General features: G+C 65.7%; 17 protein-coding genes. 16 read left to right on the top strand and 1 reads right to left on the bottom strand.

Annotated elements, in window-relative coordinates; translation table 11 throughout:
- The first annotated feature begins 1 nt into the window (after nt 1).
- The 15 genes from rpmE (at nt 2) to ACAG24_RS18740 (ending at nt 12,808) form a co-directional block, all read left to right on the top strand.
- Nucleotides 2–214, top strand: coding sequence for a 50S ribosomal protein L31 (gene rpmE / locus ACAG24_RS18810; protein WP_370474805.1), 213 nt, complete (start codon nt 2–4; stop codon nt 212–214).
- Nucleotides 215–301: 87 nt separating this feature from the next.
- Nucleotides 302–1,375 carry a peptide chain release factor 1 gene (prfA, locus tag ACAG24_RS18805; protein WP_370474804.1) on the top strand — a complete coding sequence of 358 codons (1,074 nt, stop codon included), beginning with the start codon at nt 302–304 and terminating at the stop codon, nt 1,373–1,375.
- A 23-nt stretch (nt 1,376–1,398) separates the two neighbouring features.
- A complete protein-coding gene (gene prmC, locus ACAG24_RS18800; protein WP_370474979.1) occupies nt 1,399–2,226 on the top strand; it encodes a peptide chain release factor N(5)-glutamine methyltransferase in 828 nt (275 codons plus the stop codon).
- A gap of 13 nt (nt 2,227–2,239) precedes the next feature.
- Nucleotides 2,240–2,905 carry an L-threonylcarbamoyladenylate synthase gene (locus ACAG24_RS18795; protein WP_370474803.1) on the top strand — a complete coding sequence of 222 codons (666 nt, stop codon included), beginning with the start codon at nt 2,240–2,242 and terminating at the stop codon, nt 2,903–2,905.
- 62 nt (nt 2,906–2,967) lie between these two features.
- On the top strand, nt 2,968–4,134 hold the full coding sequence (locus ACAG24_RS18790; RefSeq protein WP_370474978.1) for a glycosyltransferase family 4 protein: 1,167 nt from the start codon (nt 2,968–2,970) through the stop codon (nt 4,132–4,134).
- A gap of 263 nt (nt 4,135–4,397) precedes the next feature.
- Nucleotides 4,398–4,844, top strand: a complete 447-nt coding sequence (locus ACAG24_RS18785) for an ATP synthase subunit I (protein ID WP_370474802.1) — start codon at nt 4,398–4,400, stop codon at nt 4,842–4,844.
- Nucleotides 4,845–4,854: 10 nt separating this feature from the next.
- On the top strand, nt 4,855–5,628 hold the full coding sequence (gene atpB, locus ACAG24_RS18780) for a F0F1 ATP synthase subunit A (RefSeq protein WP_370474801.1): 774 nt from the start codon (nt 4,855–4,857) through the stop codon (nt 5,626–5,628).
- Nucleotides 5,629–5,716: 88 nt separating this feature from the next.
- Nucleotides 5,717–5,962 carry a F0F1 ATP synthase subunit C gene (locus ACAG24_RS18775; RefSeq protein WP_024449289.1) on the top strand — a complete coding sequence of 82 codons (246 nt, stop codon included), beginning with the start codon at nt 5,717–5,719 and terminating at the stop codon, nt 5,960–5,962.
- A 9-nt stretch (nt 5,963–5,971) separates the two neighbouring features.
- Complete coding sequence (locus tag ACAG24_RS18770) at nt 5,972–6,487, top strand: F0F1 ATP synthase subunit B (protein WP_370474800.1); 516 nt, start codon at nt 5,972–5,974, stop codon at nt 6,485–6,487.
- Nucleotides 6,488–7,825: a F0F1 ATP synthase subunit B/delta gene (locus ACAG24_RS18765; protein WP_370474799.1), complete on the top strand. Its 1,338-nt coding sequence runs from the start codon at nt 6,488–6,490 to the stop codon at nt 7,823–7,825.
- 50 nt (nt 7,826–7,875) lie between these two features.
- Nucleotides 7,876–9,522: a F0F1 ATP synthase subunit alpha gene (gene atpA, locus ACAG24_RS18760; RefSeq protein WP_370474798.1), complete on the top strand. Its 1,647-nt coding sequence runs from the start codon at nt 7,876–7,878 to the stop codon at nt 9,520–9,522.
- A 35-nt stretch (nt 9,523–9,557) separates the two neighbouring features.
- A complete protein-coding gene (locus tag ACAG24_RS18755) occupies nt 9,558–10,490 on the top strand; it encodes a F0F1 ATP synthase subunit gamma (RefSeq protein WP_370474797.1) in 933 nt (310 codons plus the stop codon).
- 35 nt (nt 10,491–10,525) lie between these two features.
- Nucleotides 10,526–11,953, top strand: a complete 1,428-nt coding sequence (atpD, locus tag ACAG24_RS18750; protein ID WP_370474796.1) for a F0F1 ATP synthase subunit beta — start codon at nt 10,526–10,528, stop codon at nt 11,951–11,953.
- Nucleotides 11,954–11,989: 36 nt separating this feature from the next.
- Nucleotides 11,990–12,355, top strand: coding sequence for a F0F1 ATP synthase subunit epsilon (locus ACAG24_RS18745; protein ID WP_370474795.1), 366 nt, complete (start codon nt 11,990–11,992; stop codon nt 12,353–12,355).
- A 6-nt stretch (nt 12,356–12,361) separates the two neighbouring features.
- A complete protein-coding gene (locus ACAG24_RS18740; RefSeq protein ID WP_370474794.1) occupies nt 12,362–12,808 on the top strand; it encodes a DUF2550 domain-containing protein in 447 nt (148 codons plus the stop codon).
- A gap of 19 nt (nt 12,809–12,827) precedes the next feature.
- On the opposite strand, the gene ACAG24_RS18735 is transcribed toward ACAG24_RS18740, so the two are convergent.
- Nucleotides 12,828–13,403, bottom strand: a complete 576-nt coding sequence (locus ACAG24_RS18735; protein ID WP_370474793.1) for a cob(I)yrinic acid a,c-diamide adenosyltransferase — start codon at nt 13,401–13,403, stop codon at nt 12,828–12,830.
- An 82-nt stretch (nt 13,404–13,485) separates the two neighbouring features.
- Here ACAG24_RS18735 and murA point away from each other — a divergent pair, with 82 nt between their 5' ends.
- Nucleotides 13,486–14,739 carry a UDP-N-acetylglucosamine 1-carboxyvinyltransferase gene (murA, locus tag ACAG24_RS18730; protein WP_370474792.1) on the top strand — a complete coding sequence of 418 codons (1,254 nt, stop codon included), beginning with the start codon at nt 13,486–13,488 and terminating at the stop codon, nt 14,737–14,739.
- Nucleotides 14,740–14,994 lie beyond the last annotated feature (255 nt).

Raw genomic sequence — 14,994 nt, 5'->3', positions numbered from 1 at the left:
CATGAAATCAGGCATTCACCCTGACTATGTCGAGACCAACGTGCTGTGTGGTTGTGGTGCCAGCTTCACCACCCGTAGCACCAAGAAGAGCGGCAACATCACCGTCGAGGTCTGCTCGCAGTGCCACCCGTTCTACACCGGCAAGCAGAAGATCCTCGACAGCGGCGGCCGTGTGGCCCGCTTCGAGAAGCGCTACGGCAAGCGCGCCAAGTAGCTCACCGATCGGCGTCCGCTCTGCGCTGTGCGCGCAGGCCGGGCGCTGTTTCGTGCTATCTGCCGCAGCAACGTAGGAGGAGGCGAGATGTCCGACACCGCACCGGCGATCGAGGCGCTTCTCGCTGAGTACGCCGAGCTGGAGCAGCGCCTCGCCGAGCCCGAACTGCACGCGGATGCGGGTGCGGCCCGCAAGGTCGGCCGTCGATTCGCCCAGGTGTCGCCGATCGTGGCCACCTACCGCAAGCTCGAGGCCGCGCGCGGCGATCTGGAAGCCGCCCGCGAACTGGCCGCAGACGACTCGTCTTTCGCCGAAGAGGTCGACGAACTCTCCGCCAGGGTCACCGAGCTCGACAGGCACCTCACCGACCTGTTGGCGCCCCGCGATCCGCATGACGCCGACGACATCGTCTTGGAGGTCAAGTCGGGCGAAGGTGGCGAGGAATCGGCTCTGTTCGCGGCAGACCTGGCCCGCATGTACATCCGCTACGCCGAGAGGCACGGCTGGACGGTCACGATGCTCGGCGAAACCGGTTCGGACCTCGGCGGATACAAGGATGCGACGCTGTCGATCCGCAGCAAGGGCGATTCGGCGGACGGGGTCTGGGCGCGACTGAAGTTCGAAGGCGGCGTGCACCGCGTGCAGCGCGTGCCTGTCACCGAATCCCAGGGTCGCGTGCACACGTCGGCAGCAGGCGTGCTCGTCTATCCCGAGCCGGAAGAAGTCGAGCAGGTGCAGATCGACGAGTCCGATCTGCGCATCGACGTCTACCGTTCGTCGGGCAAGGGCGGCCAGGGTGTCAACACCACCGACTCCGCCGTACGGATCACCCACCTGCCGACGGGCATCGTGGTCACCTGTCAGAACGAGCGATCGCAGCTGCAGAACAAGGCGCGCGCGATGCAGGTTCTCGCTGCGCGGCTGCAGCTGCTCGCCGAGGAGCAGGCGCAGGCCGACGCCTCGGCGGACCGCGCCAGTCAGATCCGGACCGTGGACCGCAGCGAGCGGATCCGCACCTACAACTTCCCCGAGAACCGCATCGCCGACCACCGCATCAACTACAAGTCGCACAACCTCGACCAGGTGCTCGACGGTGACCTGGACCCGTTGTTCGATGCCTTGGCCGAAGCCGACAAGCAAGCCAGGCTGCAGAACACGTGAACGTAGCCGACCGGCCGGTGACGATGCGTCAGGTGATCGACGATGCCGCAGACGCGTTGGCCGCCGCGGGCGTCGGGTCGCCACGGGTCGACGCCGAACTCCTGGCGGCTCACGTCGCGGGCGTTGATCGCTGGCGCGTCGCCTTCCTCGAACCCGACGCCGAGTTCGCAGCTCGCTACCGGGCCCTCGTTGCGCAGCGTGCGCACCGGGTGCCGTTGCAGCACCTGACGGGCACCGCGGCCTTCGGGCCGGTCACCCTGCACGTGGGCCCCGGCGTGTTCGTGCCGAGGCCCGAAACCGAAGCCCTGGTGGAATGGGCTCTCGCGCAACCGCTTTCCGACACTCCGGTGATCGTCGACCTGTGCACCGGGTCCGGGGCGCTCGCGCTCGCACTCGCACACCATTTTTCGGACGCGCGCGTCGTCGCCGTCGACGACTCCGACGACGCGCTCGCCTATGCCCGGCGCAACGCGGCCGGCACCGGCGTCGAGGTGCGCCGGGCCGACGTCACGAGCCCTGACGTGCTCGACGACCTCGATGCCGCCGTGGATCTGCTGGTCTCCAATCCGCCCTACATTCCGGACGATGCTCAGCTGGAACCTGAAGTAGCGCAACATGATCCGGCGCATGCGCTGTTCGGTGGGCACGACGGGATGGCTGTGATCGACGGCCTGGTCGATGTGGCTGCCCGTCTGTTGAGGCCCGGCGGCATCTGCGCCGTGGAGCACGACGACACGACGTCGCAGCGCACGGTCGACGCCTTCGCGCGCACCGGCGGCTTCGTCGACATCACTGCACGACACGACTTCACCGGCAGGCCGCGTTTCGTGACCGCGGTGCGGGTCGGGTGAGAGGCTGGCTGGCATGAGCGCAGCGTTGTTCGACTGCACCGATCCGGCGCAGCGTGAGACGGGGATCGCGTCGGCGATCAGCGCCCTCAAAGGCGGCCGTCTCGTCGTGATGCCGACCGACACCGTCTACGGCATCGGCGCCGACGCGTTCGACAGTGAAGCGGTGGCGTCGCTGCTGGCGGCCAAAGGCCGCGGACGTGACATGCCCGTACCCGTGCTGGTCGGCTCCTGGCACACCATCCAGGGACTCGTCTATTCGGTGCCCAACAGTGCCAAGGAACTGATCCGGGCCTTCTGGCCGGGTGCGCTCAGCCTGGTCGTGCGCCAGGCTCCATCCCTGCAGTGGGATCTCGGCGATGCGAACGGCACCGTCATGCTCCGGATGCCGCTGCACCCCGTCGCCATCGAACTGCTGCGCGAGGTCGGTCCGATGGCCGTGTCCAGCGCCAACATCTCCGGCAGGCCGGCCGCGGTCACCGCTGGGCAGGCCCGCGATCAGCTCGGTGATCTCGTCGAGGTCTACCTCGACGGCGGCCCGGCCCAACAGCAGGCCGCATCGACCATCGTCGATCTGACCGGCGCGCACCCGCGGGTGTTGCGGCAGGGGCCGGTGACGCTCGACGCCATCGCGGAAGTGCTGGGCGTCGACGCGGGGACACTCACCGACCGCACCGAGTGACCTGGAGTTCCGTGCACCTGGGTTCTGCGACGATCACCGCCACGCAGGCGGGGGAGAGCTTCATGGCGCTCTCCGACCGCGGTGCCGGTGTGCCGCTGCGCGAGCTCGCCCTCGTCGGACTGACCGCGGCGATCATCACCTATCTCGCGACAGGGTGGGTCCGCGTGGTGGCGACCCGCTGGGGAGCGGTGGCCAATCCACGCGCGCGCGATGTGCACCTGCAGCCGATCCCGCGGATGGGCGGCCTCGCGATGTACGTCGGAGTCGCGGCGGCGGTGCTCCTGGCGTCTCAACTTCCGGCGCTGACCCGCGGGTTCGTCTACTCATCGGGCCTGCCCGCGGTCGTGGTCGCCGGCGGGCTGATCATGGTCGTCGGGCTCATCGACGACCGGTGGGGCCTTGATGCGCTGACCAAATTCGCGGGCCAGATCACCGCCGCAAGCGTCCTCGTCACGATGGGTGTCGCCTGGAGCGTCCTCTACATCCCGATCGGCGGGGTCGGCACGATCGTCCTCGACCAGGTCGCGTCGATCCTGCTGACCCTGGCTTTCACCGTCGCCCTCGTGAACGCGATGAACTTCGTCGACGGCCTGGATGGCCTCGCCGCCGGGCTCGGCCTCATCACCGCATCCGCCATCTGCATCTTCTCGGTCGGGTTGTTGCGCGACCACGGCGGGGACGTGCTGTTCTATCCGCCTGCGGTCATCTCGGTCGTCCTGGCGGGCGCGTGCCTCGGCTTCCTCCCGCACAACTTCCACAGAGCCCGGATCTTCATGGGCGACTCCGGCTCGATGCTGATCGGCCTGATGCTGGCCGCCGCGGCGACCACCGCAGCAGGCCCGATCTCGCAGACCGCATACGGGGCGCGCGACGTGTTCGCGCTGCTGTCGCCGTTCCTGCTCGTCATCGCCGTGGTCTTCGTGCCGGCACTGGACATGCTTCTCGCCATCATCAGACGCACCCGCAAAGGTCTCAGCCCGTTCAGCCCCGACAAGATGCACCTGCATCACCGTCTGCTGGAGATAGGGCATTCACATCGGCGGGTGGTGCTGTTGATCTATCTCTGGGTTGGCATCGTCGCGCTCGGTGCGGCGAGCACCATCTTCGTTGATCCTCGGCACACCGCGATCGTCATGGCGGGTGCCATCGTCGTGGCGATCGTCGTGACGCTGATACCGCTGCTGAGACGCAGAAACGACCCCGTCGAAGGGTTATACGACGAAAAGTAGTAGGCCCTCTTTTGTGGCTCTCACCATGTGTTAAGGTTCAGGCAGAACCCGAAAAGACCTCGCGGGTTGCCGGCCCCCGGGCCGTTCGGAGCGAGAAATTCATGCGCCGGCCGGAACGGAACAACGACCGACATTTTGACCGAAACAGGGAGCTGCCCCTTGGGTGATTCCAGCGCGCTTGCCGCCCTCCGTTACGCTACGGGCGCCACGCACAGGATCATCGGGACACGCTCCGTTGACGACCGCGGGATTGAGGTGAAGCAGTGACGACGCCAGCGCAGGACGCGCCGTTGGTGTTTCCGTCCGTTGCTTTCAGGCCAGTGCGCCTGGCCATCATCTGCGCCGCGCTGACCGCGCTGGCACTGGTTGCCGCCGGGTTCGGCGGCAACATCCTCTACGGCGTGTTCTTCGGCGTCGGTCTCGGCCTCGGCCTGATCAACGCGCTGCTGGTGCGCCGGGCGGTCGAAAGCATCACCGCCGAGGACCATCCGCTCAAGAAGAAGATGGCACTGAACTCGGCGACGCGACTGCTCGTCATCACGGTGATCGCGCTGACGGTCGCCTTCATCTTCAGGACCAACGGTGGTATCGCGGTGTTGTTCGGGCTCGCGATATTCCAGGCATTGCTGGTCATGAGCACCAGCATCCCGGTGCTGCGCAAGATTCGTAGCGAGGGGCTCGACGTGGCAGACACGGAAGCGAAGGATTGAGCTAACCCCAATGACGCAGATGACTGTCCTCGCCGCTGAGGAAGGTGGAGCGCCCATCCACGTCGGGCACCACACGCTGGTGTTCGAACTTTTCGGCATGACCTTCAACGGCGACACCATCCTCGCCACCTCCATCACCGCGGTGATCGTCATCGCCCTGGCCTTCTACCTCAAGTCGAAGGTGACCGCGACCGGCGTGCCCGGCGGCGTGCAGCTGTTCTGGGAAGCGCTGACCATCCAGATGCGCGGACAGATCGAGCAGGCCATCGGAATGAGGGTCGCGCCGTTTGTGCTGCCGCTGGCGGTCGCGATCTTCGTCTTCATCCTGGTCTCGAACTGGCTGGCCGTGCTGCCCCTGCAGTACGGGGGATCCGACGGCGCCGCCGGTGAGCTTTACAAGCCCCCCGCCTCGGACATCAACTTCGTACTGGCGCTGGCGCTGTTCGTCTTCCTCGCCTACCACGCGGCGGGCATCTGGCGCCGGGGCATCGTCGGCCACCCCATCAAGGTCGTCAAGGGCCACGTCGCCTTCCTCGCGCCGATCAACATCGTCGAGGAACTCGCCAAGCCGATCTCGCTGGCACTCCGACTTTTCGGCAATATCTTCGCCGGTGGCATCCTGGTCGCGCTGATCGCGATGTTCCCCTGGTACATCCAGTGGCTGCCGAATGCCGTCTGGAAGACCTTCGACCTGTTCGTCGGCCTCATCCAGGCATTCATCTTCTCGCTGTTGACGATCCTGTACTTCAGCCAGTCGATGGAGTTGGACCACGACGAGCACTGAGCGCACTGACATACGTATGACCGTTTGCCGTTAGGACCACAGAAACCCCTGGCAGAGACGCTCTGCCAGATATCAAGGAGGATAGGAAATGGATCCCACAATCGCTGCCGGCGCACTCATCGGCGGTGGTCTGATCATGGCCGGCGGTGCTATCGGCGCCGGTATCGGTGACGGTATCGCCGGTAACGCGCTGATCGCGGGCATCGCCCGGCAGCCGGAGGCCCAGGGCCGTCTCTTCACACCGTTCTTCATCACGGTGGGTCTGGTCGAGGCCGCCTACTTCATCAACCTGGCCTTCATGGCACTGTTCGTCTTCGCCACCCCGGTCGGCTAATTCAGCGACATGGGTGAAGTGACATCGACGATCCTCGCCTCCGCCACACTCGCGGCGGAGGAGGGGGGCGGGACAAGCAACTTCCTGCTCCCCAACGGCACCTTTTTCGCCGTGCTGCTCATCTTCTTGATCGTGCTCGGCGTGATCGCGAAATGGGTTGTGCCACCGATCAGCAAGGTGCTGGCCGAGCGTGAGGCGATGCTGGCCAAGACCGCCGCTGACAACCGCAAGTCGGCAGAACAGGTGGCCGCGGCCCGGGAAGACTACGACAAGAAGTTGGCCGAGGCGCGTGGCGAGGCCTCGTCGATTCGCGACGAGGCGCGCGTGGCCGGCCGTCAGGTCGTCGACGAGAAGCGCGCGACGGCCAGTGGTGAGGTTGCGGAAACTGTGAAGACAGCCGACGAGCAACTGTCGCAACAGGGTTCGGCCGCTCAGTCGGAACTGCAGTCGTCGGTGGACGGGCTGTCGGAGACGCTGGCGAGCCGCATCCTTGGTATCGACGTCAAATCAGGTGGGAGCCAGTAGATGTCGACTTTCATCGGGCAGCTGATCGGCTTCGCCGTCATCGTCTTCATCATCGTGAAGTGGGTGGTGCCCCCCGTACGCAACCTGATGCGCAAGCAGCAGGAGGCAGTCCGGGCCGCACTGGCCGAAAGTGCCGAAGCCAGCAAGAAGTTGGCCGACGCGGACGCGATGCACGCCAAGGCCGTCGAGGATGCGAAGTCCGAAGGGCAGAAGGTCACCGACGAGGCGCGGCAGGACTCCGAGCGCATCGCGGCTCAGCTCGCCGAGCAGGCCGACGCTGAAGCCGAACGCATCAAGGCGCAGGGCGCCCAACAGGTTCAGCTGATGCGCCAGCAGCTGATCCGCCAGCTCCGCTCGGGTCTCGGCAGCGAGTCCGTGCAGAAGGCCGAAGAGATCGTGCGAAACTACGTGGCCGATCCGGCCGCGCAGGCCTCTACCGTCGATCGCTTCCTCGAGGAGCTCGACGCCATGGCGCCCTCGCCGGTGGTGCTAGAAGCCGGCGCGTCGCTGAATTTGCGGGCCGCCAGCCGCGAGGCGCTCGCCGAGGTGGTCAAGAAATTCGAGTCGGGTGCCGAGGGCGCCGACAGCGCGGCGTTGACCACGGTGGCCGACGAACTCGCTTCTGTGGCAAAGCTTCTGCTCCAGGAACCGACGCTCAACAAGCACCTCGCCGAGCCGACCGAGGACGCCGCACCCAAGGTGCGCGTCGTCGAACGGCTCTTCGACGGCAAGGTCGACGGCAGCACGCTGGAGATCCTCAAGACCGCAGCGCAACAGCGCTGGTCGGTGGAGGCGAACCTCGTGGACGCGATCGAACACGTGTCGCGACTGGCACTGCTGGAGCGCGCAGAGCGTGACGGACAGAGCGAAGAGGTCGAGGATCAGCTGTTCCGCTTCGGCCGCGTACTCGACTCCGAATCGGAGTTGAGCCGTCTGCTCGGCGACACCACCGTGCCCACCGAAAAGCGGGTCGAACTACTCAAGAAGGTGCTCGACGGCGCCGGCGGCGTGAACGCCTCTGCGGCCGCCCTGCTGACGCAGACGATCGAACTGCTTCGCGGTGAGACCGCCGACAACGCGGTCAATGACCTGGCCGAGCTGGCGGTGTCTCGCCGCGGCGAGGCGGTTGCGCAGGTCACCGCAGCCGCAGAGCTGACCGACGAGCAGCGCACCCGGCTCACCGAGGTGCTCAGCCGGATCTATGGCACCCCGGTGTCGATCCAGCTCGACGTCGACCCCGACGTGCTCGGCGGTCTCCTGATCACCGTCGGCGACGAGGTCATCGACGGATCCATCTCATCGCGGTTGGCCGCGGCCCGGGCCGGGCTGCCGGACTGACCCCCAGAACTCGCGCAGAAACAAACACGAAGGCAGGAAGACGAAAAGCCATGGCAGAGTTGACAATCTCCGCTTCCGACATCGAAGGGGCGATCGAGGACTACGTCTCCTCCTTCACCGCTGACTCCGACCGCGAAGAGATCGGCACCGTGATCGATGCCGGTGACGGCATCGCCCACGTGGAGGGCCTACCCTCCGTCATGACGCAGGAACTGCTCGAGTTCCCCGGCGGCGTCCTGGGTGTAGCGCTGAACCTCGACGAGCACAGCGTCGGCGCGGTCATCCTGGGTGAATTCGAGAAGATCGAAGAAGGCCAGCAGGTCAAGCGGACCGGTGAGGTCCTCTCGGTGCCCGTCGGCGACGCGTTCCTCGGCCGCGTCATCAACCCGCTCGGCCAGCCGATCGACGGGCAGGGCGACATCGAGTCCGACACCCGCCGCGCCCTCGAGCTCCAGGCGCCGTCCGTCGTCCAGCGCCAGGGCGTTTCCGAGCCGCTGCAGACCGGCATCAAGGCCATCGACAGCCAGACCCCGATCGGTCGCGGCCAGCGCCAGCTGATCATCGGCGACCGCAAGACCGGCAAGACCGCCGTCGCCGTGGACACGATCCTCAACCAGCGTGAGGCGTGGGAGACCGGTGACCCCAAACAGCAGGTGCGCTGTGTGTACGTCGCGATCGGCCAGAAGGGCACCACGATCGCCTCGGTGAAGCGGGCTCTCGAAGAGGGTGGCGCGATGGAGTACACCACCATCGTCGCGGCCCCCGCCTCCGACGCCGCGGGGTTCAAGTGGCTCGCGCCCTACACCGGTTCGGCCATCGGTCAGCACTGGATGTACGACGGCAAGCACGTGCTCATCGTCTTCGACGATCTGACCAAGCAGGCCGACGCCTACCGCGCCATCTCGCTGCTGCTGCGTCGCCCGCCGGGCCGCGAGGCATTCCCCGGTGACGTCTTCTATCTGCATTCGCGGCTCCTGGAGCGTTGCGCGAAGCTTTCCGACGAGCTCGGCGGCGGTTCGATGACCGGTCTGCCGATCATCGAGACCAAGGCCAACGACATCTCGGCCTTCATCCCGACCAACGTCATCTCGATCACCGACGGCCAGTGCTTCCTGGAGTCCGATCTGTTCAACCAGGGTGTTCGTCCGGCCATCAACGTCGGCGTGTCGGTGTCCCGCGTGGGTGGCGCCGCCCAGATCAAGGCCATGAAAGAGGTCGCGGGCTCGCTGCGCCTCGAGCTGTCGCAGTACCGCGAGCTGGAGTCCTTCGCGGCCTTCGCCTCGGATCTGGACGCCGCGTCGAAGGCGCAGCTGGATCGCGGTGCCCGCCTGGTGGAGCTGCTCAAGCAGCCGCAGTACACCCCGTACGCGGTCGAGGACCAGGTCGTCGCGATCTTCCTCGGTACCAAGGGCCACCTGGACTCGGTTCCCGTCGAAGACGTCGCCCGTTTCGAGCAGGAAGTGCTCGAGCACGTCAAGGGGTCGCACGACGACATCCTCAAGGAGATCCGCGAGACCAAGAAGCTCTCGGAAGGCACCGAAGAGAAGCTCACGAACGTCATCAACGACTTCAAGAAGGGCTTTTCGGCGTCTGACGGCAGCTCGGTCGTCGTGAACGAGGCCGAAGCCGAGGCTATGGACGAAGCGGATGTCGAAAAGGAATCCGTCAAGGTCCGCAAGCCGGCGCCCAAGAAGTGATGCCCGACAGGGCGTCAAAGGTCCAGGAGAGCTAGATGGCTGCAACACTGCGCGAGCTACGTGGGCGCATCCGTTCCGCCGGGTCGATCAAGAAGATCACCAAGGCCCAGGAACTGATCGCCACGTCGCGAATCGCCAAGGCGCAGGCCCGAGTCGAGGCGGCTCGGCCCTTCAGCACCGAGATCACCAACATGCTCACCGAGCTCGCCAGTGCTAGCGCGCTGGATCATCCGCTGCTCGTGCCGCGGGAGAACCCGAAGCGAGCCGCGGTTCTGGTGGTCTCGTCCGATCGCGGGCTGTGCGGTGCGTACAACGCCAACGTGCTCCGTCAGTCCGAGGAACTGTTCTCGCTGCTGCGTGAGGAGGGCAAAGAGCCGGTTCTCTACACCGTCGGCCGAAAAGCGCTGGGGTACTTCAGCTTCCGGCAGCGCGAGGTCGTCGAGTCGTGGGCCGGCTTCTCGGAGCGTCCCACCTACGAGAACGCGCGGGAGATCGCCGACACCCTGGTGGCGGCGTTCATGTCCGGTGCCGACGACGAAGGCGACGACGCCGGAGCCGACGGCATTCTCGGCGTCGACGAACTGCACATCGTCTTCACCGAGTTTCGGTCGATGCTGTCGCAGTCGTCGGTGGCACGACGAATCGCCCCGATGGTGGTGGAGTACGTCGGAGAAGACGAGCCCGAGGACGGCCCGCAGACGCTGTTCTCGTTCGAGCCCGATCCTGAGACGCTGTTCGACGCATTGCTTCCCCGCTACGTCGCAACCCGCGTGTACGCCGCGCTGCTCGAGGCCGCGGCGTCGGAGTCGGCTTCTCGTCGTCGCGCGATGAAGTCGGCGACCGACAACGCAGACGACCTGATCAAGGCGCTGACCCTGGCGGCAAACCGGGAACGTCAGGCGCAGATTACCCAAGAAATCAGCGAGATCGTCGGTGGCGCCAACGCGCTCGCCGACTCGAGCAAATAGAAGCCCCGTCGGAAGCTGAGAGAAGCGAAGAGGAAATGACTGCTACCGCAGAGAAGACCGCAGGCCGGGTCGTCCGCATCACGGGCCCCGTGGTCGACGTGGAGTTCCCGCGAGGCTCCGTGCCTGAACTGTTCAACGCATTGCATGCCGACATCTCCTATAAGGAGCTGTCGAAGACGCTGACGCTGGAGGTCGCGCAGCACCTCGGGGACAACCTGGTGCGCACCATCTCCATGCAGCCCACCGATGGTCTCGTCCGCGGTGTCGAGGTGACCGACACCGGCACCTCGATCTCGGTTCCCGTCGGTGACGGCGTCAAGGGCCACGTGTTCAACGCCCTCGGCGACTGCCTCGACGAGCCGGGCTACGGCAAGGACTTCGAGCACTGGTCGATCCACCGCAAGCCGCCGGCCTTCGCCGAGCTCGAGCCTCGCACCGAGATGCTGGAGACCGGCCTCAAGGTGGTCGACCTGCTCACCCCGTACGTGCGCGGCGGAAAGATCGCCCTGTTCGGCGGCGCCGGCGTGGGCAAGACGGTGCTCATCCAGGAGATGATCAACCGTATCGCCCGGAACTTCGGTGGTACCTCGGTGTTCGCCGGCGTCGGTGAGCGCACCCGTGAGGGCAACGACCTCTGGGTCGAGCTCGAAGACGCCAACGTGCTCAAGGACACCGCGCTGGTGTTCGGTCAGATGGACGAGCCGCCGGGCACGCGTATGCGCGTCGCCCTGTCGGCGCTGACGATGGCGGAGTTCTTCCGCGACGAGCAGGGCCAGGACGTGCTGCTGTTCATCGACAACATCTTCCGGTTCACCCAGGCCGGTTCCGAGGTCTCGACGCTTCTCGGTCGTATGCCGTCCGCGGTGGGTTACCAGCCCACCCTGGCCGACGAGATGGGCGAGCTGCAGGAACGCATCACCTCAACCCGCGGCAAGTCGATCACCTCGATGCAGGCCGTGTACGTGCCCGCCGACGACTACACCGACCCGGCTCCGGCGACGACGTTCGCGCACCTCGACGCCACGACCGAGCTTTCTCGTACCGTGTTCTCGAAGGGCATCTTCCCCGCGGTGGATCCGCTGGCGTCGTCCTCGACGATCCTGGACCCGGCCGTGGTCGGCGACGAGCACTACCGCGTCGCCCAGGAAGTCATCCGAATCCTGCAGCGCTACAAGGATCTTCAGGACATCATCGCGATTCTCGGTATCGACGAGCTCGCCGAAGAGGACAAGCAGCTGGTCAACCGTGCCCGCCGCATCGAGCGCTTCCTGAGCCAGAACATGATGGCAGCCGAGCAGTTCACCGGCCAGCCGGGTTCGACGGTGCCGCTGAAGGAGACCATCGAGGCCTTCGACAAGCTCACCAAAGGCGACTTCGATCACCTTCCCGAGCAGGCGTTCTTCCTTATCGGCGGTCTCGACGACCTGGCGAAGAAGGCCGAGAGCCTCGGCGCCAAGCTGTGATCGACCGATTGACGACTGCGCGAAAGGTGGTGTGACATGGCGGATTTGCATGTCGAGATCGTCGCCGTGGAGCGCGAGCTGTGGTCGGGTGACGCGACGTTCGTGTTCACCCGGACCACTGCGGGCGAGATCGGAATCTTGCCGCGACACATCCCGCTCGTCGCGCAGCTCGTCGACGACGCCATGGTGCGCGTCGAGCGTGAGGGCGAGGACGACCTCCGTATCGCGGTCGACGGCGGATTCCTGTCAGTGACCGAGGAAGCCGTCCGGATCCTCGTCGAGAACGCCGAGTTCGAGTCGGAGATCAACGCCGACAGCGCCAAGCAGGACTCCGAGTCCGACGACGAGCGGACCGCGGCATGGGGTCGGGCGCGCCTGCGCGCCCTCGGCCAACTGGACTGACCGCCGATGAGCGCGTCCATGCTGTTCATGGTCGCGCTCGTCGGTGTGCTCCTGCTCGCCGTCGTCGCACTGACCTACCGGCTCTGGAAGCTGCGTCAGGTGGGTGGGACGGCGGCGATTCTGCGTGATGTGCCTGCTGTCGGAGGTCATGGATGGCGGCACGGTGTGATGCGCTATCGCGGCGGTGAAGCCGGCTTCTACCGGCTCTCGAGCCTGCGCTGGTGGCCCGACCGGACCCTGACCCGGCGAGGGCTCGAAGTGGTGTCGAGACGGTCCCCGCGTGGCGATGAATTCGACATCATGACCGAGGAGATCGTCGTGCTCGAACTGCGGGACACCGGGCCGGAACGCGGGCGAGGCTACGAGATCGCGCTGGACCGGGGCGCGTTGACGGCTTTCACGTCCTGGCTCGAATCGCGTCCGTCTCCCCGGACGCGGCGCCGCTCGATGTGAGGCCTGCTGCCTCGTACAGCTACTGGCGTTTTCCGCCCGGCTGCCACAGAACGTCTCCGTCTGGATTGGCGACTCGTGACAAGATGAACAGCAGGTCAGACAGCCTGTTGAGATATTTCGCGGGGAGCACGCCGACCGAATCACCGTAGGTGTCGATCGCGTGCCAGGCGGAACGTTCCGCCCGGCGCGCCACGGTTCTCGCCACGTGCAGCAGCGCTGACAGTGATGTGCCGCCGGGCAGGATGAACGAATTCAGCGCCGGCAGCGGCTCGTTGAACTCGTCGCACCACTGCTCAAGCCTGTCGATGTAGCTCTGCTGAATCCGCAGCGGCGGATACTCGGGATTCTCGACCACGGGTGTCGACAGGTCGGCGCCAGCATCGAACAGGTCATTCTGGATCTGTCGCAAGACCGGCAGGATTCGCTCGTCAGGGTTTCCCAACGCCACCGCGACGCCGATCGCGGCGTTGACTTCGTCACAGTCCGCATACGCCGCCAGGCGTGCATCGTTCTTAGACACCCGGCTGAAATCACTCAGGCCTGTGCTGCCATCGTCGCCGGTCCGCGTATAGATCCGCGTCAGGTGGACTGCCATGGTCGAAACGGTACCGGGCTGTGCGTGCGGCCCGCGGCTCGGCAGCCTGACACGGTCCTGCGGCCTGTTTACACTAACCGGCGTGAGCGACCGATTCGTGGTGACCGGCGGCGGTCGGTTGTCGGGTGAAGTTGCTGTTGGGGGCGCCAAGAACAGCGTGCTGAAGCTGATGGCCGCTGCGCTGCTCGCCGAAGGCACCAGCACGATCACCAATTGCCCGGACATTCTGGACGTGCCGCTGATGGCCGAGGTCCTGCGCGGCTTGGGCGCGACGGTCGAACTCGACGGCGACACTGTGCGCATCACCTCGCCGGATGAACCTAAGTACGACGCCGATTTTGCGGCGGTGCGGCAGTTCCGGGCGTCTGTCTGTGTCCTGGGTCCGCTGGTGGGCCGCTGCAAGAAAGCGAAGGTGGCTCTACCCGGCGGGGACGCCATCGGTTCGCGGCCGCTCGACATGCACCAGGCCGGTCTCCGGCAGCTTGGTGCCCGGTGCAACATCGAGCACGGATGCGTGGTGGCCGAGGCGGATCACCTGCACGGCGCGGAAATTCAGCTTGAGTTCCCTTCCGTGGGAGCCACGGAGAACATCCTGATGGCCGCGGTGCTTGCCGACGGGGTCACCACGATCCACAACGCGGCCAGGGAGCCCGACGTGGTCGACCTCTGCACGATGCTCAACCAGATGGGCGCGGAAATCACCGGCGCAGGCTCCTCGACGATGACGATCACCGGTGTCGAGCGTCTGTATCCGACGGAGCATCGGGTGATCGGGGACAGAATCGTCGCGGCCACGTGGGGAATAGCTGCTGCGATGACACGCGGCGATATCTCGGTCACCGGCGTGGATCCGGCGCATCTGCAGTTGGTATTGCACAAGCTGCACGATGCGGGCGCGACCGTCACCCAGAGCGATGACGGGTTCCGCGTCGTTCAGTACGACCGACCCAAGGCCGTGAACGTGGCGACGCTGCCGTTCCCCGGATTTCCGACAGATCTACAGCCGATGGCCATCGGCCTCGCGGCGATCGCAGACGGGACGTCGATGATCACCGAGAACGTGTTCGAAGCGCGCTTCAGATTCGTCGAGGAGATGATCAGGCTCGGCGCCGACGCCCGAACCGACGGTCATCACGCCGTGGTGCGGGGTATTCCGCAGCTGTCGAGCGCGCCGGTGTGGTCCTCTGACATCCGCGCAGGTGCCGGGCTGGTGCTCGCCGGTCTCGTCGCCGATGGTGACACCGAGGTGCACGACGTCTTTCACATCGACCGCGGGTATCCGAAGTTCGTGGAAAATCTTGTCGCATTGGGCGCAGAGATCGAGCGCGTCCAGTAGCGTCGGAAGGCTAGAAGGCCTCTGTACTGGGCATTTGGGCCATTGGCCGACAGCGCGTAGTATTTCCGACAGAAGCCGGAAGGCCGGTCCGATCGGACAACGATCGGACCGAAGAACCAGGCTTGACCGCCTTGCCAATACGATGTAAGCTGGCAGGGTTGCCCGAAAAAGGGCTCTGTTGTTTGAGAACTCAATAGTGTGTTTGGTGGTTTTTGTTTGTTGTTTTTGTCGTGCCCCGGATTTTCCCGTTTGTGG

This window comes from Mycobacterium bulgaricum, assembly GCF_041287165.2.
In the GTDB taxonomy this organism is placed as follows: domain Bacteria; phylum Actinomycetota; class Actinomycetes; order Mycobacteriales; family Mycobacteriaceae; genus Mycobacterium; species Mycobacterium bulgaricum.
The sequence above is the reverse complement of the archived record's forward strand: the minus strand, read 5'-3'. Positions and strand labels throughout refer to the sequence as shown.